This window comes from Pontibacter brevis, assembly GCF_054779655.1.
In genome coordinates this window covers 60,830-80,326 of the sequence record NZ_BAAGXV010000087.1, presented here as the reverse complement: position 1 = coordinate 80,326, position 19,497 = coordinate 60,830, and the positions used below count along the sequence as shown (strand labels likewise).

At 48.5% G+C, this 19,497-nt stretch carries 17 protein-coding genes; 9 read left to right on the top strand and 8 right to left on the bottom strand.

Features of this window, described 5'->3' with window-relative positions:
* Positions 1–27 precede the first annotated feature (27 nt).
* Entirely contained in the window at positions 28–2,466 is a 2,439-nt protein-coding gene (locus ACYVB1_RS19265; protein ID WP_460925445.1) for a TonB-dependent siderophore receptor, read from the bottom strand.
* A gap of 107 nt (positions 2,467–2,573) precedes the next feature.
* On the opposite strand from ACYVB1_RS19265, the gene ACYVB1_RS19260 reads away from it, so the two are divergent.
* Entirely contained in the window at positions 2,574–3,566 is a 993-nt protein-coding gene (locus tag ACYVB1_RS19260; RefSeq protein ID WP_460925444.1) for a helix-turn-helix domain-containing protein, read from the top strand.
* A 258-nt stretch (positions 3,567–3,824) separates the two neighbouring features.
* A complete protein-coding gene (locus ACYVB1_RS19255) occupies positions 3,825–5,072 on the top strand; it encodes an AI-2E family transporter (protein ID WP_460925443.1) in 1,248 nt (415 codons plus the stop codon).
* A gap of 108 nt (positions 5,073–5,180) precedes the next feature.
* Here ACYVB1_RS19255 and ACYVB1_RS19250 read toward each other — a convergent pair whose 3' ends face one another.
* The 5 genes from ACYVB1_RS19250 to wrbA form a co-directional block, all read right to left on the bottom strand.
* Positions 5,181–5,813 carry an alpha/beta hydrolase gene (locus ACYVB1_RS19250; RefSeq protein ID WP_460925442.1) on the bottom strand — a complete coding sequence of 211 codons (633 nt, stop codon included), beginning with the start codon at positions 5,811–5,813 and terminating at the stop codon, positions 5,181–5,183.
* A gap of 119 nt (positions 5,814–5,932) precedes the next feature.
* On the bottom strand, positions 5,933–6,868 hold the full coding sequence (locus tag ACYVB1_RS19245; RefSeq protein ID WP_460925440.1) for a ring-cleaving dioxygenase: 936 nt from the start codon (positions 6,866–6,868) through the stop codon (positions 5,933–5,935).
* A 10-nt stretch (positions 6,869–6,878) separates the two neighbouring features.
* Positions 6,879–7,592: a pirin family protein gene (locus tag ACYVB1_RS19240; RefSeq protein WP_460925439.1), complete on the bottom strand. Its 714-nt coding sequence runs from the start codon at positions 7,590–7,592 to the stop codon at positions 6,879–6,881.
* A 158-nt stretch (positions 7,593–7,750) separates the two neighbouring features.
* Complete coding sequence (locus ACYVB1_RS19235; protein ID WP_460925438.1) at positions 7,751–8,287, bottom strand: YceI family protein; 537 nt, start codon at positions 8,285–8,287, stop codon at positions 7,751–7,753.
* Between the two features lie 203 nt (positions 8,288–8,490).
* Positions 8,491–9,105, bottom strand: coding sequence for an NAD(P)H:quinone oxidoreductase (gene wrbA / locus ACYVB1_RS19230; RefSeq protein ID WP_460925437.1), 615 nt, complete (start codon positions 9,103–9,105; stop codon positions 8,491–8,493).
* Between the two features lie 246 nt (positions 9,106–9,351).
* Between wrbA and ACYVB1_RS19225 the strand changes: the two genes are divergently transcribed.
* The 4 genes from ACYVB1_RS19225 (at position 9,352) to ACYVB1_RS19210 (ending at position 12,564) form a co-directional block, all read left to right on the top strand.
* The gene (locus tag ACYVB1_RS19225; protein ID WP_460925436.1) at positions 9,352–9,684 is read left to right on the top strand and encodes an ArsR/SmtB family transcription factor; all 333 of its coding nucleotides are present in this window, start codon (positions 9,352–9,354) and stop codon (positions 9,682–9,684) included.
* Between the two features lie 48 nt (positions 9,685–9,732).
* The gene (locus ACYVB1_RS19220) at positions 9,733–10,578 is read left to right on the top strand and encodes an arsenite methyltransferase (RefSeq protein WP_460925435.1); all 846 of its coding nucleotides are present in this window, start codon (positions 9,733–9,735) and stop codon (positions 10,576–10,578) included.
* A 62-nt stretch (positions 10,579–10,640) separates the two neighbouring features.
* Positions 10,641–11,729 carry an ACR3 family arsenite efflux transporter gene (arsB, locus tag ACYVB1_RS19215; protein WP_460925434.1) on the top strand — a complete coding sequence of 363 codons (1,089 nt, stop codon included), beginning with the start codon at positions 10,641–10,643 and terminating at the stop codon, positions 11,727–11,729.
* 61 nt (positions 11,730–11,790) lie between these two features.
* Complete coding sequence (locus tag ACYVB1_RS19210; protein ID WP_460925433.1) at positions 11,791–12,564, top strand: metallophosphoesterase family protein; 774 nt, start codon at positions 11,791–11,793, stop codon at positions 12,562–12,564.
* A 253-nt stretch (positions 12,565–12,817) separates the two neighbouring features.
* Here ACYVB1_RS19210 and ACYVB1_RS19205 read toward each other — a convergent pair whose 3' ends face one another.
* Positions 12,818–14,398 carry a SulP family inorganic anion transporter gene (locus ACYVB1_RS19205; RefSeq protein WP_460925432.1) on the bottom strand — a complete coding sequence of 527 codons (1,581 nt, stop codon included), beginning with the start codon at positions 14,396–14,398 and terminating at the stop codon, positions 12,818–12,820.
* Positions 14,399–14,706: 308 nt separating this feature from the next.
* Here ACYVB1_RS19205 and ACYVB1_RS19200 point away from each other — a divergent pair, with 308 nt between their 5' ends.
* The 3 genes from ACYVB1_RS19200 to ACYVB1_RS19190 all read left to right on the top strand — a co-directional run bounded on the left by ACYVB1_RS19200 (position 14,707) and on the right by ACYVB1_RS19190 (position 17,274).
* Positions 14,707–15,057, top strand: a complete 351-nt coding sequence (locus tag ACYVB1_RS19200; protein ID WP_460925431.1) for an ADP-ribosylglycohydrolase family protein — start codon at positions 14,707–14,709, stop codon at positions 15,055–15,057.
* A 22-nt stretch (positions 15,058–15,079) separates the two neighbouring features.
* The gene (locus ACYVB1_RS19195) at positions 15,080–15,586 is read left to right on the top strand and encodes a hypothetical protein (protein WP_460925430.1); all 507 of its coding nucleotides are present in this window, start codon (positions 15,080–15,082) and stop codon (positions 15,584–15,586) included.
* A gap of 437 nt (positions 15,587–16,023) precedes the next feature.
* Positions 16,024–17,274 (top strand): MFS transporter, encoded by a 1,251-nt coding sequence (locus ACYVB1_RS19190; protein ID WP_460925429.1) that lies wholly within the window; start codon positions 16,024–16,026, stop codon positions 17,272–17,274.
* Positions 17,275–17,509: 235 nt separating this feature from the next.
* Here the strand turns inward: ACYVB1_RS19190 and ACYVB1_RS19185 are convergent, their stop codons facing one another.
* Positions 17,510–19,045, bottom strand: a complete 1,536-nt coding sequence (locus ACYVB1_RS19185) for a SulP family inorganic anion transporter (RefSeq protein ID WP_460925428.1) — start codon at positions 19,043–19,045, stop codon at positions 17,510–17,512.
* Positions 19,046–19,497: the final 452 nt, after the last annotated feature.

The window sequence follows — 19,497 nt, the reverse complement described above, 5'->3', positions numbered from 1 at the left end:
AATTTAGAATAAATCTAAATAAAAATATTAGAATCTGTAAGTAACTACGCCCGAGAAATTTCTTGGCTGTATTCTGTCTATAAAACTGGTGCGGTAAGCATCATATCCTACTGTATCCAGTAAGTTGTTAAAGAACACCCGCACACCCCAGTGCTTCTCAAACTCATAGCCAACCTGCGCATTCAGAATGGTGTAGGCTTTGTTGAACCAAGGGGCAGTGTCCGGCTCAATCGCATGATACTGCACGCCATCCTGCGTCCAGTCGTTGTAAGGGCGCTCGCCCAGGTAATAAGCACCTACACCCAGGTTAAGGCCACGTGCAAATCCTTCGGCAATGCTGTAGTTTGCCCAGGCGTTGAAAGTATGCTTGGGAGTATTGTTGGGCGCTGAGCCCGGTACAAACGTCGTGTGATCTTTGTATTGGGCATCGATGTAAGAGTAGCCTGTCACAATCTCGAGGTTAGGGAGCACACGGCCTGTCAGTTCTACTTCCACACCTTTCCGCTCATCGTTACCGCCTTTGGTATAATAACCTGCTGATACAATGGCACCGGTGTCATCTACACGGAATACCTCCAGGTTCATGTCTTTGTTGTTGATCTGGAAGAGCGTCAGGTTAAAGCGCAGGCGGTTGTTGAACCATTCTGTCTTCAATCCGGCCTCTACCTGGTCGATGCGCTCAGCGCCCAGGGTGTTTCCGTTCACATCCACTACAGCAGCAGAGCGCGGGTTGGAGCTGTTGGTGTAGGAGCCAAAGATGTTGATGTTCTCTTTTACTGTGAACATCACCCCGGCCAGCGGGTTCCAGAAGTCCTCTGTATCGCTGGCCTCTCCGCCAGAACTTGTTTTGTTTGTGCTGTAACGCACACCGCCATACACTCTTGCCCACTTAGTCAGTTGTATTACATCCTGGAACGTAGCGCCAAAGCGGTGGTCGTAAGACTGATTTTCTCTTGTCAGTTCAAAAGCAGGAACACCTTCCGGGAGTGTGTTAGAAACAGTAGCCGGGTCAAGCACATTGATTCTGTCGATGCCGATAGAGTTATAAGTAGGCTGGTACAGGTCGATGTAGCGGTAATCAACACCTGCCTGAAAGGTATGCAGAACACTTCCGGTGTTAAGCTTCTGACCTATCAAATCGAACTGCACCACAGTGCTCTTGTCATCACGGGTGGAGTTGTGCGCAATAGAGCGGTTGTACCAGTTCACCTGGCTCACGTTGATGTTGTTGTCAACATCTTTCTTCACCGCAGAAAGGTTACTCTTAATGGCATCAGCATTATAATCAGAGTGGAAAGCGGCAGCACGAATGTACAGGTTGTTGGTCAGGTTGTGCCTGAAACGGGCTGCGTAGGTGCTGTGCCTTATATCTGTTTTGTCTGTCTCAAACCCGAGGAAACGGTTAGATGGCAGGTCGTAAATCTCATTCTTTGCGTTGCCCACCGACAGGTTAACCGTTCCTACATCGATGCTCTGCTCCTCATCAAAATAATCCATTTCGAGCGTCAGGGTACTTTTAGCATTCGGACGCCACTCTATGGAAGGGTTAATGTAGAACGACTCATTGCTCATGTGATCACGGAATTTACCGCCATTCTCATAAGACCCGTTTAATCGCACGGCCAGCGTGTTCGATTTGTTCAGGACACGCTGCACATCAAAGGTAGGGCGAACAAGGCCCCAGCTTCCGGCACGGAACGATACGACACCGCTGTTCTCGAATTTGGGTGTTTTGGTTACAATGTTTACAATGCCACCCGGTCCGCCCAGGTCTGTGGCCGCCCCCATGGTAATAGAGCTGGCACCTTTCAGCACCTGTATGCTTTCCACCCCCTGCATGTCAGTGGAGAAACCGGCTCCCCGGAAATCCGTCATCACCCGCACGCCGTTCTTCAGCGTAGGAATGCCGCGGAAGCCCCTGGAAGAGATACTTTCGCGCACGCCACCATAGGTGGCATAGGTATAAACACCCGGCACATTACGCACCCCTTCAATCACGGTTAAGGCCCCCTGCTGCTCAATCAGTCGCTCTGAAATAACAGAGATGCTCTGAATCTGCTCGCTCGGCTTCAGTGGTAGGCGCGTGATGGCATCCAGTTTTTCGGGCTGCTTGTCCCGCTCCCCAAACACCTCTATTTCTGTTACCTTATTGGCCTTGTCCTGCAAGCTGAAGGTTAACTCTTCTACCTCGCCATGCTCCATCTGCACTTCTACTGTTTTACCTTCAAAGCCCATTGAAAAGGCCCGTACCTTGTACCTGCCTTCCGGCAGCTTCTTTATATCAAAAGAGCCATTATCGTTGGTGATGGTACCGAAACGGGTATTTTCTATGACGACACTGGCAGCAGGGAGGACATCGCCGTTACTTTGAAGCACACGGCCACGGATGGCACCGCCACCATGCTGTGCCCACACGACTTGTGTGCAAAGGAGGCAGAGCGACAGGAGAGTAAATCTTTTATTCATTATCTTTATTTAGACTTATTTTAAATAACTAACTTTGGCAAAAATAAGGCACAGAAGCAGGAGGCGGGTATCGAAAAAAGAATAAAGAATATCGTGAAAGGAATTTTATGAAGATAACTTCCAAAGTAGATGCTGTTGACCAATGGATCTGCCACGAAGAACTCTCTACGCTGTACGACAATTGCTGTGTGCCACAGGAAAAGGAAGTAGTGCTGCAGGATCCTGCCATTGCTTCCTTCCGCAGCCTGCAGATTAGCGCCAAAGGTTTTTTTATCATAGAAACACAGATGGCTTTCAGGCAGGCTGTTTGCGATAGCTTTACTGTAAGCGGCGAAAGCATTATCCTTGGTTTCTACCTCGAGGGGGAGGCTTCTGCTGAAGTTACAGGCTTGTTAGAGCATTCTGAACATCCGCCCAGCCTGCACTACATCTGTTACACCCCCTCTTTTAATGCACAGTTTCGGATGCCGCCACACAAGCAGCATCATTATTTTCTGATAATTCTCTCCAAAGAATTCTACTTCAGGTTATTGCATCAGCACAGTGAGTTGCATAAGGAATTTGCTGAGAAGGTGCTGCAGGGTCGCCACACCTACCTCAGCAAAGAACCTATGGAAGTGACTCCTGAAATCAGGTGGGTGCTGAACGATATCCGGAACAGCCAGCGCACCGGCCCGCTAAAAAGACTTTACCTTGAGGCAAAGGTCATAGAATTGCTGATGCTGCAGCTTGAACAGTGGCAGAAGATACAGGAGCAGCAGCCTCAAACCACTTTGCTCAGAGGAGATGATGCACAGCGCATTGCCGAGGCAAGGGCCATACTGGAAGAAAACTACCAAAACCCACCAACCATACAGGAACTGGCGCGCCTCGTTTACCTCAACGAAACCAAATTAAAGCAGGGTTTTAAAACCTGCTGCAACCACACCATACATGGCTATGTGGTATGGCTCCGGATGGAGAAAGCGCGGCAATTGTTACAGCAGTCGCAGCAAAGCATAGGGGATATCGCCTACCAGGTGGGCTATAAAAACGCAGCGCATTTTACTGCAGCTTTTAAAAAGCACTTCGGGTTTCTGCCGAGCGATATCAGAGGGTAGCGGTTGCATTCCTGCTGCTCTCCCACGTTTCAACTAGCCTTGTATAACAGGTAACTCATCAGGTTCGTACAACAGCCTGGCGCTCTCGCCTCAGTCAACAAGAGGGATATCTTCGGATACTTTAAGGTACAAGGCAGAAGCTCCAGGCAGCTGACCTACAGATTCACTTGTCCTGCCTATTTTCAGCAAAGGAAACTCAGAATTTATATCTGAGTAAAAAGCTTGTTCTTTACTCCTCACGTTTTAGCAGAAGCATCTATGGAAACCCGAGCGAAGGCTATTCTGATATACTTTGTCCTGCTGGTGGTAGGACTATACTTCTTTTTCTGGGGCCTGGTAATGGCCAAGGCCTTCCTGGCCCCTCTGGCCGTGGCGGCGCTACTCGCCATGGTCATTCTCCCTGTTGCGCGTTGGTTTGAACGAAAAGGGTTAAAAAGGGGATGGTCTTCCCTCTTTTCAACCTTGCTCATCCTTCTCTTTTTCGGTGTACTGGCAGGCGTATTAAGTTTTGAAGTGAAAAGCTTTATAGAAGACTGGCCAAAAGTAAAACAACAGGTAGAGCCAAAGCTTACACAACTGCAACAATTCATCAAGGATAAAACGGGCATTCCGGTGCAACAGCAAACGCAAAAGGTGTCGCTGCAATTGCCGGGGTCTGCCTCTGGTGGAAGCGGGGATGCCGGAAGTGCTGGTTCAAATCAACAGCAAAGCCAGCAGCAGGGTCAGGAACAGGCACAAAAGGGAACACAGCAAGGGCAGGCATCCTCCGGTGCAAAGCCGAAACAAGGAGGAGGTGGTTCCATGTTATCTTCGGCAGGAGACTTTGTCATGAAGTTCCTTGGCTTTTTGGGTACGGCCTTGCTTACGCTGGTTTATATTTTCTTTTTCCTGCTTTACAGGAGCAAATTCAGGAAATCAATTGCGAAGTGGGTGCCTGAAGAGAAGCGCCCGGAAACAAACAAAGTCATCACCGATGCTGCTCATGTTTCGCAGAACTACCTGCTGGGCAAGCTTGCACTTTGTGTACTGATAGCCATTTTATATTCTATCGGGCTTTCCATTTCCGGAGTCAGACATGCCATCCTGATTTCTGTACTGGCTGCTGCACTTACTTTGATTCCTTACCTCGGGAACATCATTGGCTTTGGGCTCGCGTTGGCCATGGCATTCTTATCCGGAGGTAGTACAACAACCCTTTTAGGTGTGGTACTTACGTTTGGGATTACCCAGTTCCTGGAAACCTACACGCTGGAACCTTATGTGGTTGGCGGCAAAGTAAACCTGAACCCAATCATGACCATCATTGTCATCGTGCTGGGAAATGCAGTATGGGGTGTGGTAGGCATGCTGATTGCCATTCCGGCACTTGGTATTGCGAAGGTGGTTTTTGATCATGTGCCTGCACTAAACCCACTTGGTTATCTGGTAGGAGACGAAGATATGGGAGATGATGACGACAGCGACAGCGTATTCGACAAAGTGAAGCGCTGGGTATCAGGTAAATAAATCACCTTTAAAAACTGGTTTTAAATGAAGCAGCAGGTAAAAGACAGGGACATATAAATTCACAAGCCAGATAAAGCCATGCTATACTGGTAAAGAAATCCGTCGCGACTATTTATTACCGGTTGAAAGAATCTTCTTTGCCAGGTCCAGTTCCTCCTGCAGTATGGTGTGTGGCCTCCCTTTGTAGATCTGCCTTGTCACTTCTGCGCCTTTTTCCTCCATTATCTTCACCGTCTCGTCTACCCTGCTGACCGGCACATGCGGGTCCGGGTCGCCGGTGGTGATGAGTACGGGAGTACCACTAAAGTTGCCGGTATAATTGCTTGTTTCAATTTGCTGCCCGATAAGCCCACCGGTAAAGAGGAGCAGACCGCCAAAACGCTGTGCATTCCGGGTGGCATATTCCGATGCCAGACAGGCTCCCTGTGAAAAACCGAGCAGGTAAATGTCTTTGCTCTCTATCCCCTGTTCCTTTATGCCGCTAACCGTTTTATGTAGCAACTCCAGGGCAGAATCCAGTGCAGGTTGATTTTGCGAAGCAGGTGCCATGAAGCTGTATGGGTACCAGCTGTGGTTGGTGGCCTGCGGAGCAAAAAGAGAAAAATCAGCCGCATCTAAATGCGCACTCAGCGACAGGATACTTTCAGCTGTTGCGCCTCTCCCATGAATCATCACCAGTGCTTTGCCTGTCTGCTCCAGCGGCTTGCCATGGGTGATGATGGTTTGTTTGTGTGTGTACATAAGTCAATATTTTTAGCTGTCCGTGAAAACATGCAACATAAACTCCCCCTCCCCGGTGGGGCTGAAGTGGTTGTATCTGTTAGGCAGCAACTGGTTAGCCAGCTGCACAGGCTTCTGCCTTAATCCAGCTTTGGCAGCACGGCTTCAATTCTGGCTCTGTGTGGCTCGTACTGCGGTGGCAGCAGAAGCTTGCTTCCTAACTGATCCACCGGCTCATCAATGGCAAAGCCCGGGTTATCGGTGGCTATTTCGAACAGCACTCCGCCTGGCTCCCTGAAATAAAGGGAGTAGAAGTAGTTGCGGTCAATTTTGTCGGTAATATTCAGCCCCCTGCCGGCTATCTTTTCCCTGAACCGCATCAGCACATCCTCATCCTTCACCCGGAAAGCAATGTGGTGATTTGTACCGGCACCGCCATCCCCACGATTGGCATTGGGATCCTCAATCAAATCAATGATAGCGGCGTTTTCAACAGCATCGGTGATGTAGCGGTGGTGGCTGCCGTTTTGCTCCAGCAGCTTGTAACCCAGCAGCTCGGTTAAAACCTCAGCCGTTTTTTTTACACTCCGCAAGGTGAGGGTAACACTGTGAAAGCCGCGTGTGGCCACGTTCGCCTTTACGCTATCTGTCTCCCAGGGCTGGCGGCTATCGCCGTTCTTTGGAATCACCAGCTCCAGCTGCAAACCGTCCGGGTCCTGCAGGGCAATGTACTGCTCACCGAATTTCTCTGCCGGCTGGCTAAAGGATACATTGTGTTCCCGCAGGCGCTTCAGCCAGAAATCAAAGCTGCCCTCCGGCACTGAGTAGCCGATATGTGAAGCCATTCCGGTTCCTATCCTGCCACGGCGTGCGCCTGCATAAGGGAAGAAGGTCAGGATCGTACCCGGACTGCCAACTTCATCACCATAGTATAAATGATAAGTGCCTGGGTCATCAAAATTGACGGTCTTCTTAAGCAGGCGCAGCCCCAGCACTTTGGTATAAAAATCCAGGTTGCTTTTAGCTGAATCCGCAATTGCCGTAATGTGATGCAGCCCTAATATTCTGTCTTCCATAAATTGCTTCTTAATGGTTGATGGGTACTTCTATTACCAGGAACTTACTCTCAGTTAAGCAGGTGATGTGCAGGTGGTCTGTTTCCCATATGCCAATGCCATCACGCTGTTCCAGCGGCTCTTCATTATTTATCAAAAGGCTCCCGCTGATATTGAAGATGAAAAGTGCTTTATTTACCGGGTTCAGGTGGTAACGCACCTCTTTGTCTCTTTCAAAACTCCCCAGCGAGAGCTTTGCGTTCTGGTTTATCCAGCAGTGCCCCTGCCCTTCCTCGTTGCTGACAACAGTCACCAGCTTGTTCAGGCGGCCTTCTTCCGGGAAATACCGGCGCTGGTAACGGGGCGTGATGTTTTGCAGCTTCGGCTCTATCCAGATCTGCAGGAAATTCACTTCATCCCCTCCTACGTTGTGCTCCTCATGGCGCAGGCCCGTACCGGCACTCATAATCTGCACCCAGTCTTTGTGTACCACCTCTTTGTAGCCAAGAGAATCCACATGATTCATGGAGCCTGCCAGCATGATGGAAATAATTTCCATGTTCGCGTGTGCATGCAGGCCAAAGCCATTTTCTGGTGCCACAAAATCATCGTTGAAAACACGTAGCAGCCCGAAGCCTGCACGCAGGGGATCGTAGTGGCTGTTAAAGCTGAAGGTGAAGTTGCTTTTCAGCCAACCGATTTCTTTCACCCCCCGCTCACCGGATTTAAAAATTTTATGTTTCATAGTTCTTTAAGTTTATAGGAGCAACAGCGTTTCCGTTACCACCAGGCGTCAAATTCATTAAAGGAAACAGTGTGTAACATGGAAGACACAAGGACAAGACCTGCGGCATAAAAACTATTGAAAGCCTTCTCCCTGTGTCTTACGTTTCGTATCGCTGATTAAGCTTGCTTTACCAGCTGAATCTCAGCCAGCAGCCTGATATCATCGCTTACTACTACACTACCTGCCTCTGTTACGGCATCCCAGGCCAGACCAAACTCTTTGCGGCTGATTTTTCCTGTAACGGTAAATCCTGCTTTTGTCTGCCCGTAAGGGTCTACTACGATACCGCCAAACTCTACGTTCACTGTAACGGGCTTCGTAGTGCCTTTGATGGTTAAATCACCGTGCAGCCTGTATTCGTTGCCGGTTACGTGCTCGTACTTCGTTCCTACGAAACGAATTTCATTATGCTGCGCTGCATGGAAGAAGTCCGCTGACTTCAGGTGCGTGTCGCGCTGCTCGTTGTTTGTGCTGATAGAATGAACATCGGCAGTGAACACCACCTTGTTCGCGTTCGTAAACTGTTCGTCTTCTGTTTCAGCTTCTACGGTAAAGTTTTGGAAGTATCCTGTAACGGTCGTTATCATCAGGTGCTTTACCTTGAACTGTACTTCACTGTGCATCGGGTCTACTGCCCATTTTACATTGGCCATATTCTTTGTCTGTTATTGTTAATACTCACGTTTTGTTATTTATCAACAAGACAAATGTATGTACATATAATGTATATACAATGGCACCGATAAAAAAATTTCAGCAGCATTTAAATAGGTTAAAACTAAATGCCACTAGCCATCTGCCTGTGGAAAAAAGAGCCAGTCTCTTTAACAGCGACTGGCTCTGCTATGCTTTATACTTATGCCTGCTGCATTCCTTGCTTCACCCACTTGGTAATCTGCACAGTGCGTTTTGTCTGGTGTTCCACCGCACCGCGGGCTTCCGGCTTTATCTCTTCCCCGTTTGCCGTTACGCTGGTTCCGTATGGGTTGCCCCCTGCCGGGAAAAGCGCCTGATCGGTATAGCCTGGTGCGGCCACTATAGCTCCCCAATGGTACATGGTGGTATATAAGGCCAATATAGTCGCCTCCTGTCCCCCGTGAGGGTTCTGTGCACTTGTCATCGCGCTTACTACTTTGTTTGCTAATTTACCCTGGAACCATACTCCTCCTGTACCATCAAGGAACTCTTTTAACTGAGCCGGAAGATTACCGTAACGGGTTGGCATACTGAAGATGATAGCATCTGCCCACACCAAATCATCATTCGATGCAACTGTTACGTCCTTTGTCGCCTCCATATGTGCTTTCCAGGCAGGATTCTGCTCAATCGCTGATTCAGGAGCCAATTCCTTTACTTTGCGGACTCTCACTTCTGCACCAGCCTCTTTTGCTGCTTCAGCTGCCCACTGCGACAACTGATAATTAGTACCCGTTGAACTGTAGTAAATAATTGCCAGCTTTACGTTTTCCATAGTTTAGTTTGTTTATTTATTGATGATACATTTCACACTTTTACTCTTATATATTAGATAGAGTTGTACCTGACTTTAAACGATGTACTACATGCTAAACGGGTTACGCTTGCATCCAGCAACAGCGAACACCACTGCTGCAAGTGCCGGAACAGACAGGGGTGTAACAGAAATCAACGAAAATTTCCCAAACCTTTTTTGGCTACACCAGTTATCATCGTAACTTTACGATAATAACTAAAAAAAATGGGCGTAACTAAAACAGAAGCATTCACTCCATCCGACCTCATGCTGGCAAAATACGCCAAAGCACTGGCACATCCGGCCCGGGTGGCCATCCTGCGCATCTTGCTGGAGCGGCAGGCCTGCATCTGTGGTGATATTGTAGAGGAACTTCCGCTGTCGCAATCTACCGTGTCGCAGCATCTGAAGGAATTGAAAGAAGCAGGTTTGATAAAAGGCGATATCGACGGCAAAAAAGTGTGCTATTGCATAGACGAACAAGCCTGGAAACAGGCGCAGCAGATGTTGCAGGTGTTGTTTGCAAACTACACCCCTTGCGGCACCAACTGCTGCTAAAAAAATTTGAACAAGTTAATCGTAATAAACCGATAATAACCAAAGACTATGAACAACGCAGAAGAGTTAAAGAAAATCGTAAAAGAGAAGTATGGCGAGATAGCCCTGCAAAGCAAAGAGCAGAATGAGGCCTCCTGCTGTGGCGCCACCGGCTGCTGTACCGTAGACTATGCCATTTTCGCTGATAATTATACGCAACTGGAAGGCTATAATCCGGATGCAGACCTGGGCCTTGGATGCGGCGTGCCGACAGAGTTTGCCCAAATAAAGCCCGGCGACGTGGTGATAGACCTTGGCTCCGGTGCCGGCAACGACTGCTTTGTGGCCCGGGCCATTGTAGGCGAAACAGGCAAGGTATTGGGTGTGGACATGACAGAGGCCATGATTTCCAAAGCCCGCGGCAATGCAGAAAAACTGAACTTTCACAATGTAGAATTCCGCCAGGGTGAAATCGAAGACCTGCCTGTAGCCGCTAACCGTGCCGATGTGGTGATTAGCAACTGTGTGCTGAACCTGGTGCCTGACAAACGCAAGGCCTTTGCCGAAACGTTCCGTGTGCTGAAGCCTGGCGGTCATTTCAGTATTTCGGATGTGGTATTGGTTGGCAAACTGCCGGAGGGGCTTGTGAAAGCGAGTGAATTATATGCCGGCTGTGTGTCGGGTGCCATCCAGAAGGAGGAGTACCTGCAGATTATTCGTGAAACTGGTTTTGAAAACGTGGTGGTACAGAAAGAAAAAGCCATCCAGGTACCGGACGAAATCCTGAAAGACTACCTCGACGACGAAGGCCTTCGCTCCTTCCGCGAATGCAACATTGGTATTTACAGCATCACAGTATACGGCGACAAGCCGGCCAGCTCCGCCTGCTGCACTCCCGGCTCTGGCTGCTGCTAACACTATTTAATTTAAATAACCCTTTGCCTGAATTAAATATTCTTAACCAATCAATACTTCCTATGGAACACTGCGCCCCTGCTCATAACCGAAAGCGCCTTGGCTTCCTGGACCGCTACCTCACCCTCTGGATTTTCCTGGCCATGCTGGTGGGAGTTGGCATCGGCTACTTTATACCGGAGAGTTCCAGCTATGTCAACTCGCTCTCCAGCGGCACGACCAATATCCCGATTGCCATTGGCCTTATTCTGATGATGTACCCGCCCCTGGCCAAAGTAAACTACCGCCTGCTGCCCAAGGTGTTCGGCAATGTCAAAGTCATCGGGCTGTCACTGCTGCTGAACTGGGTCATTGGTCCGCTGCTGATGTTCGGGCTGGCGATTACGTTCCTGCGCGATTACCCTGAGTACATGACGGGCCTGATACTGATTGGCCTTGCCCGCTGTATAGCCATGGTGCTTGCATGGAACGATCTGGCGGATGGCAGCCGGGAGTATGCAGCCGGACTGGTAGCACTGAATAGTATTTTCCAGGTGTTCTTGTATTCCTTCTACGCCTGGTTGTTTATCACCAAATTGCCTCCGCTGTTTGGGTTTGAGGGGGCCATTGTGGACATTTCTATTGGAGTGATTGCAGAAAGTGTGGCCATTTACCTCGGTATCCCATTTATAGCGGGTGTGCTCAGTCGTGTGGTGCTGGTGCCTGTAAGGGGGCACGAATGGTACCAGAATAAGTTTATACCTGCCATTTCCCCCCTTACGCTCATTGCGCTGTTGTTTACCATACTCGTCATGTTCAGCCTGAAGGGAGATTTGATGGTGTCCCTCCCATTCGACGTATTCCGCATTGCGGTGCCGTTGGTCATCTACTTCGCTATGATGTTCCTGGTAAGCTTCTTTATGGGTAAGGCCGCCGGTGCCAATTACGCAGAAAATGCCTCCATTGCTTTTACTGCTGCCGGAAACAACTTTGAACTCGCCATTGCAGTGGCCATTGCTGTTTTCGGGCTTAACTCCGGCCAGGCTTTTGCCGGTGTGGTGGGTCCGTTAGTGGAGGTGCCCGCGCTGATTGCCCTGGTCAATGTAGCCTTCTGGTTCAGGAGAAAATACTATACCTCCAGCACAACACAACAATCTCCTGCAAAAAGCTAACACTACCATAACCTGCAGTTAACAATCCATCTTCAACTTTGATATCTAAAGCAGCCCTAATATGAAAATTGCTCTTTTCTCTGATATACACGCCAACCTGCCTGCCCTGCAAGCCATGTTCGCCGACATGGAAACCCGGTCCATTGATGCTACCTACTGCCTCGGCGACCTGGTGGGTTATAACATCTGGCCTAATGAGGTCATCAACGAAGTACGCCGGCGCAACATTCCTACCATTGCCGGAAATTATGATTTCGGAATTGGCAGAACCAGCGATGAGTGCGGCTGTGCCTACAAAACGAACGAGGACAGAGCCATGGGCAAGGTTTCTATCGCTTATACCAATGAGCTAGTGCAGCAGCCGGAGCGCCGGTACCTGCGCACTTTGCCCGCCCTCATCAGGGTAGAGTACCAGTTGAACGACGACAGATTGAACCTGCTGCTGGTGCACGGCAGCCCGCGCAAAATAAACGAGTACCTGTTTGAGGACAGGGAAGAGAAAAGCCTGCTCCGCATTATGCAGGACGCTGATGCCGACATCATGTGCTTCGGCCACACCCACAAGCCCTTTCACCGTGTGCTGCCGCAGGAGCAGGACGGCACCCTTCGCTACCGCCACGCCATCAACATCGGCTCCGTAGGTAAACCGAAGGATGGAGATATCAGGGGCTGCTATGCCCTCATCACCCTGGATCAAAGCGCCAGCGCCGCATCAAGAGAAAGTGTGGAAGTGGAGTTTGTGCGGTTTAAGTACGATGTGGAGAAAGCTGCCAGAGCCATAGAAGAAAGCCCGCTGCCAGACAAGTATGCGGACATGCTGCGCAAGGCATACTAACTGTCTGCATTCCATACCAGTGCTCTGTCCATTTTACTTGTTTATGATTGACATAGCACAAGTTCCTTCAGTAAAGGCATAGCCACTACTGCCCTGCCTGCACGAAGAAGACAGGAGAGGTGCGACTTGAAAAGCCTTGCCAAACAGGGGGTTTTTCTACAAAATAAAAAGCGGTGCGGGAGTTTCCCGCACCGCTTTTTATTTTGTAGTTGATGTGTTCTCAGGCAAAAGGACTTAGCCGGGGCAGCACTGTTTAGGCTGTTATACCAAACCGTTCCAGCCCGATTAGTTTGAGGCGGATGTTTCTGTAAGCAGCGGTGTTCTTAAACTCCTGAATAATTTCCAGCACATCATCATCAATGTTCACAGAACGCGACCCATCAATCACTACCTCCGAATTTCGGGCTACGTGATCAAGTGTCAGCATCATACTGGCTTTGTTCAGGAAGGTAACTTCCTCCGAAAGCACGAGTTCCACCTTCTCTCCTTCATGGTGGCTCTCTTTATCAATAAAGAACGGTGTTTTGTAATTATCACGCAGTATAAAGAACACCGACACTGCACCACCAATTATAATACCCGTAATCAGGTCAGTAAACATAACAGCGAGCACGGTCAGGAAGAAAGGTAAAAACTGTCTTTGACCTGCCCTGTACATGTTCCTGTACAGCGTGACAGAAGTTAATCTGTAACCTACCACAAACAACACAGCAGACAAAGAAGCCAACGGGATCATATTCAGGATACGGGGAATAGCCATTACGCAGATTAACATAATGGTACCGTGAGTGATAGTGGAAAGCGGGGTTCTACCACCTGAGGTTACGTTGGCAGATGTACGCACGATTACAGCAGTAACAGGCAGACCACCAATAAAACCGGACACAATGTTACCTATACCCTGTGCCTTCAGCTCCCGGTTAGTAGAGGTCTTGCGCTTATAAGGGTCCAGCTTATCTCCTGCCTCCGTGCTGAGCAAGGACTCGAGGCTGGCAATAAAAGTAATACTAAGGGCTACAGTGTAAAGCTCCGGATTGGTGATTTGTGAAAAATCAGGGAAAGTAAAGAAGGAAAAGAACTCTACTATTCCGTCAGCTGCCGGAAGCTGCACCAGGTGACTTTCTGAAAGAGCAAGTTCCGGAAAATAAGATTCAAACAGCAGATAGAGCCCAATGCTGACAAGTACAGCTACCAGCGCAGATGGTATGAACCTAAAAAAGGGATGCTGCTTGATGGCAGGCCTGTCCCAGGCAAAAATAATAGCCAGCGAAACAAGCGTGATGATGGTCGGGCCAAGGCTAATATAATCCGTGATGTTAGCTATAGCAGTAAAAATACCATTTATAAAGCCGTCTTCCATGCTTCCGAACAGGTCTTCTCCCCTATAGCCGAATGCGTGTGGAATCTGGTTGATGATCAGGATGAGTCCGATGGAGGCCAGAATACCCTTGATCATGGAAGATGGGAAGAAGTAGGCTATCGTACCTGCTCTTACATAACCCAATATGATCTGGAAAACACCGGCAATGATAGTGGCACTCAGTACGATTTCGAAGGAGCCTAAGGATTGTATTGCTGTGAGCACGATAAGTGCCACACTTGCTGCCGGACCGCTTACGTTGATTTTAGACCCACTTACCAAACCCACCACAATACCGCCTACAATACCGGCAATAATGCCTGAGAAGAGAGGTGCACCGGAGGCCAGGGAGATACCAAGGCATAGTGGGAGTGCAATCAGAAATACTACTAAACCTGCGGGTATGTCTGTCTTAACATGTGAGAACATCCCGCTCTTTACCTCTCCGGGTGTTGGTGTATTATTTTGATCCATAAATTGATGTATATGATTGTATATAGTTGATTTGACTTTATTCTTCGTTCAGGAAGCCTTGGGCTGTGTTAAACAGCAGTTTTACTGTACTTAGCCTGTATCTGTTGCACGTTTGCGCGATACATGCCAGTTGAAACGAACACCTTGTTTTAAAAACTAAAATGAAAGGAAAACGGACAGCTTAAAGCCAGGGACTGCCTGCTGTTTGCATCAGACGAAATCAGTCTGGAGTATTGCTTTTATGTGGTGCTGCGATGATCATTGCGGATGTAAAGATAGCGCAATTCTTTTAACACGCCTAAAGAGCTTTGTTTTTGCTTGCCGCAGCTTCTGAAAAACAAGTTAAACAGCTTAGCTTGTTAAGTTTATGCTTCATACAGACAGGTAGTATAAGAAGCTATGAGGATGCCGTCCGGAATGCTGTCTCGCCTGGAGGCGACAGCGATACCATCGCCTGTATTGCAGGTGGCATTGCGCAGGTTTTTTATAAATCTATACCGGAAAGCATTCCCTTTTCTTGTGTGACCGGAAATAAAGCGATTTATATAGCGCCAGCTTTTCAACAGTCTGAATGTGGCTATTTAAAACAGTTCTGTAAACCTTTTTCAAGTAAAGCGTACAAATCAGGTACCGTCGGTGTTGACAGCAGCCGGCAATAGCATAACAAACTGAAAAATGACAATGAGGGAAGTACAATGGAAGTTTATCGCGGTTCACGCTGTAGCAGCTTTTCTGATGATTTTAGGTGCCCGTGAACTGTTCATGCTACTTCATGCGGGGGTAGTAAGCATGGTGGGTGGTGGTGCGCCAGCAGAAACGGCGACAGCCTTTGCCCTTAGGCATCCAAACGCACCTTTAGGGCAAGTACCGGAAAGCTATTTTCATGGTATTGCTGTTTGTGGTTTAATGGGGCTGGCTGCTTCTTGCCTGCTGGCCTGGATGGAGGCAGGAAAGAGGGATTTTGCTAAAACAAACGTGCTTCTGGTCGCTATCCTGGGCTTTGGGATTGCAAAAGTCATCACCGAATCCTTTTTTCACCTTCACCATGTCGTACCCTCCCTGCATGATATTTCAGAAGTGTTGGGGTTGAAAATCCTTTTCCTGGTAAATACACTCCTTTTGCTTTCAGCAGCTCTTCTCTTAGTGTTGCGCGAACACCTCAAGAGGCGCCCTCTCAATAACCTGTAGCTGCGGCGTGTGTCGCTACGGGAGGTTTTTATCCTCAGGTACCTGCCTTCCGGATTTCGCATACAGCAGCTGGAGGGCTTTAGTTCTTTCTATAGATATATGAGACTAGAACGAAAGAAATCTAAAATAGAGACAGTTTATCAGGCTGTGTGCAACTGCCAGACATAACTTTTCCGTAACAAAAGGTGCAATTTAATTCATTGTACCTGACAGGATTATTGAACGCATTTGGATACTGCCCGGCATGCCTAAAGCATCCAGCCATAGACCTGCTCCATCGGATGAAGAAATTTATGCCTAATTTTGTCTTAGCAAAATTAGCGCGGGCAGTACTTCCTTTTGCAGCGATACCTGTGGCTGGCAGCATGCTCCCATTGTCCGGCTTTATTCCTTTTCAGGTACAGTGCCAGCATGCTTTTTTATTACCGGAACACAGAATGCGTACTTATTATATATTTCTAAAAGAGAACCTCAGCCCTGTATTTTTCGGCTGGTTACTGACCTTCTTCTCAAGCTTCGGCCAGACATTTTTTATCTCCCTGTTTGTGCCGTTTATCCTGGACCAGTTTCATCTGTCAAAATCCATGTTCGGGGGTTATTATGCGGTGGCCACCATTATTGCATCCATTTTTCTGTTGCAGTTTGGGTACCGGGTAGACAGCCGCCCCCTCCGGCCCCTTACAATCCAGACCGTATTCCTGCTTTTTGTCTCCTCCCTGGTGCTGGGGCTGGCCATACACCCGGCAATGGTCTTTATTGCACTGGTAGGTTTAAGACTAGGCGGACAGGGCTTCATGAGCCACATCAGCCTGAGTGTGATGTCCCGCTACTTCTCTGCTGACCGTGGAAAGGCACTGAGTCTCTCCGCCATGGGGTATCCTATGGGAGAAATGATATTCCCGCTTTTAGTAGGGCTGCTGCTCTCCTTCCTGAACTGGCACCTTGCACTCATCATCTCCGCGGTTACGCTGCTTTCTGTTTTTTTGGTGATTCGGAAGCTGAACCTGGAGGTCCTGGACGTGCATGAGGAAAATGTAGAGGTGTCGGGCAGCGAAAAATGGGGATACTTCAGGCAAATTGTATCAGAAAAGCCTTTCTGGGTACTTATTCCACCAGTCTTTACCTTTAGCTTTATTTCCACAGGGATTTTCTTTTTTCAATATGTGCTGGCCAATGAGAAAGGCTGGCCGCTGGAGTGGTATGCAATGTGCTTTTCAGGCTATGCCATTGTGCGTTTCCTGTTCCTGTTGTACGGCGGCATACTAACAGACAAACTATCAGCAAGCAAACTGTTTCCTTTTTATCTCCTCCCGATGGCGCTGGGCTTGCTTGCGCTCGCCGTTCTTCCGGGTAAAATAGCAGCCTTGGTTTTCCTGCTGCTTACGGGTGTTTCAGCGGGTGTAAGCAGTATTGTAACTTCGGCCGTGATAGCGGAACTCTATGGTACAGCGCGCGTGGGGCAGGTACGAAGCCTGTTCTCCATGATAATGGTCTTCAGCACAGCCCTCGCCCCGGTAGCCATTGGCTTCCTCCTGGACCACGGTGTCACCGTCAGCCAGATTGGCTTCGGTTGTGCAACAGTACTGGGCCTTGTAACAATAAACAGCTTTCGGATCAGGTTACTTCCCAAAATGGAGGAACCGTTTCAGGTGTTGGCTACAGCAGAAGCTGAGAGTACGAACAAATGAAAGATGCATCTCAGCCTGTCGACTTATCTCAATTCATTTATTTAAGCCTGCCTTATCTGCCGAAAAAACAAAAAGGAGGCAAAACCTCCTTTTTGTCCCGTTTGTTTTATAAGGTATCTTCAAGAATTACAAATGGTTGATTTTGTACTACCTTCTTTGTCCTTGAATAATTGGATACTGGATTTTCAAAGATAAACCACTTCTCCAACCGCATGCTTTTCCGTTTTGTCGCTTATTAATACTTACCACCTATTCTTTCGAAAGTAGGCTCTAAGATGCTAACCTCAATAACGGAGTCTGCCTTGATGAGTTTCCGCATACTGCTGTCGCTCAGGTTCCTTAAGTGCAGCTTCTTTCCCTGCTTCTGGTAGCGCTCCGTCAGCACGTTCACTGCTTCTATGGCCGACATGTCTGCTATTCTGCTTTCCTTGAAATCAATGATGACTTCCTCCGGATCGTTGAGCACGTCAAACTTCTCTTCAAAAGCTGTTACGGAACCAAAGAACAGCGGCCCGAACAATTCATAGTGCTTTACACCATTCTCGTCCACGTATTTCCTGGCCCTGATGCGCCGGGCGCTCTCCCATGCAAACACTAAAGCCGCCAGAACCACGCCTATGAGCACAGCCAGTGCCAGGTTGTGCAGCAGCACCGTTATAGCCGCCACCAGTATACCAATCAGCACGTCGGAGGTAGGCATTTTACCGATCATCTTAAAGCTCACCCACTCAAAAGTACCTACGGCCACCATAATCATCAGACCAGTTAAGGCCGCCATGGGAATCCTTTCAATCAGTGGGCCGGCAAACATGATAAAAATCAACAGCGTGACCGAAGCTACAATACCTGCCAGTCGTGCCCTAGCACCAGATGATACGTTGATTAAGCTTTGGCCTAGCATTGCACAGCCACCCATTCCGAAGAACAAGCCACTCAGAATGTTACCACCACCCTGCGCCAGGCACTCTCTATTACCATTACCACGAGTTTCCGTAATCTGGTCAATCAGGTTCAGCGTCAGCAGACTTTCAATTAAACCTACTCCTGCCATAATAGCGGCATAAGGGAAGATGATGTTAAGCGTCTCCAACGTAAAAGGAACGGCAGGAATATGAAAAGGAGGAAAACCACCACTGATGGAGGCAATATCTCCCACTGTTTTGGTGTCGATGTTGAACCCAACCACTACTGCAAATACGACCAGTATGGCCACCAGCGAGGACGGCACCGCTTTAGTCAGGCGCGGCAGGAGTACGATGATGGCAATGGTTAGCGCTACCAACCCCAGTAGGATATACAGCGGCGTACCTGTCTGCCACACTGTTTCCCCGTTCACGGTAGTTTTAAAAAGATCAAGCTGCGACATAAAGATGATGATGGCCAGTCCGTTCACGAAGCCAAACATGACCGGATGCGGCACCAGCCGGATGAGCTTGCCTAGCTTCAGCAATCCTACCACAACTTGTATAATCCCAGCCAAGATAACAGTAGCAAACACATATTCTATTCCGTGTGTTTGTGCCAGCGCCACAATAACGACGGCAACAGCTCCTGTGGCTCCGGAAATCATGCCGGGTCGGCCGCCGAACAGGGCTGTCACTAATCCAAGTACGAAGGCGGCATATAAGCCCACAATGGGTGGCAAGCCTGCAATAAGCGAAAAAGCCACGGCCTCAGGCACTAGCGCCAACGCAACTGTTAAACCAGCCATGATCTCGATTTTATACTCGATTGTTGGGCTGAATTCAAAAATTTTCAGATGTTGTTTCATGATTATGAGATGTATTTAAAATAATTCTTAGTGGACGTGGCAAGGTGAAAAAGACACCTTTGCGCTGCTGCTTTATTATGGCAACAACCAAAATGGGTGAAAATGGGGGTATTTTGTGCTGCGTAATAAGGCAGCACGATCTGAGTTCAAGAAGATCAGATAGAGAAGTGGGCAGCCTCTGGCGTAAGATTACCAGCCGCCTGTATCAGACTAAATCAGTCTGGAGTATTGCTTGTATGTAGAACTGCTACTGTCATTGTGGCTGCAAAGGTAAAAGTATTCTTTCAAAGAAGCCAATCATAAAACAGAAGTTTATTCGTTATAACTTATTACTGACAGCAATTCGCCTGCCTGACACCGCCTCCGCTCTCTGGCAGATACTGGCTGCTGCTGTTCTCGAAATGTAACTTATTTTGCTAACTGCAGTTTAATCTACCTGAATATACTTCAAT

Coding starts and splice junctions, on each gene's coding strand:
- ACYVB1_RS19220 (WP_460925435.1), top strand. CDS start 9,733: ATGAACAACGCAGAAGAGTTAAAGAAAATCGTAAAAGAGAAGTATGGC.
- arsB (WP_460925434.1), top strand. CDS start 10,641: ATGGAACACTGCGCCCCTGCTCATAACCGAAAGCGCCTTGGCTTCCTG.
- ACYVB1_RS19250 (WP_460925442.1), bottom strand. CDS start 5,813: ATGTACACACACAAACAAACCATCATCACCCATGGCAAGCCGCTGGAG.
- ACYVB1_RS19245 (WP_460925440.1), bottom strand. CDS start 6,868: ATGGAAGACAGAATATTAGGGCTGCATCACATTACGGCAATTGCGGAT.
- ACYVB1_RS19185 (WP_460925428.1), bottom strand. CDS start 19,045: ATGAAACAACATCTGAAAATTTTTGAATTCAGCCCAACAATCGAGTAT.
- ACYVB1_RS19190 (WP_460925429.1), top strand. CDS start 16,024: ATGCGTACTTATTATATATTTCTAAAAGAGAACCTCAGCCCTGTATTT.
- ACYVB1_RS19240 (WP_460925439.1), bottom strand. CDS start 7,592: ATGAAACATAAAATTTTTAAATCCGGTGAGCGGGGGGTGAAAGAAATC.
- ACYVB1_RS19225 (WP_460925436.1), top strand. CDS start 9,352: ATGGGCGTAACTAAAACAGAAGCATTCACTCCATCCGACCTCATGCTG.
- ACYVB1_RS19260 (WP_460925444.1), top strand. CDS start 2,574: ATGAAGATAACTTCCAAAGTAGATGCTGTTGACCAATGGATCTGCCAC.
- ACYVB1_RS19265 (WP_460925445.1), bottom strand. CDS start 2,466: ATGAATAAAAGATTTACTCTCCTGTCGCTCTGCCTCCTTTGCACACAA.
- wrbA (WP_460925437.1), bottom strand. CDS start 9,105: ATGGAAAACGTAAAGCTGGCAATTATTTACTACAGTTCAACGGGTACT.
- ACYVB1_RS19205 (WP_460925432.1), bottom strand. CDS start 14,398: ATGGATCAAAATAATACACCAACACCCGGAGAGGTAAAGAGCGGGATG.
- ACYVB1_RS19255 (WP_460925443.1), top strand. CDS start 3,825: ATGGAAACCCGAGCGAAGGCTATTCTGATATACTTTGTCCTGCTGGTG.
- ACYVB1_RS19210 (WP_460925433.1), top strand. CDS start 11,791: ATGAAAATTGCTCTTTTCTCTGATATACACGCCAACCTGCCTGCCCTG.
- ACYVB1_RS19235 (WP_460925438.1), bottom strand. CDS start 8,287: ATGGCCAATGTAAAATGGGCAGTAGACCCGATGCACAGTGAAGTACAG.
- ACYVB1_RS19195 (WP_460925430.1), top strand. CDS start 15,080: ATGAGGGAAGTACAATGGAAGTTTATCGCGGTTCACGCTGTAGCAGCT.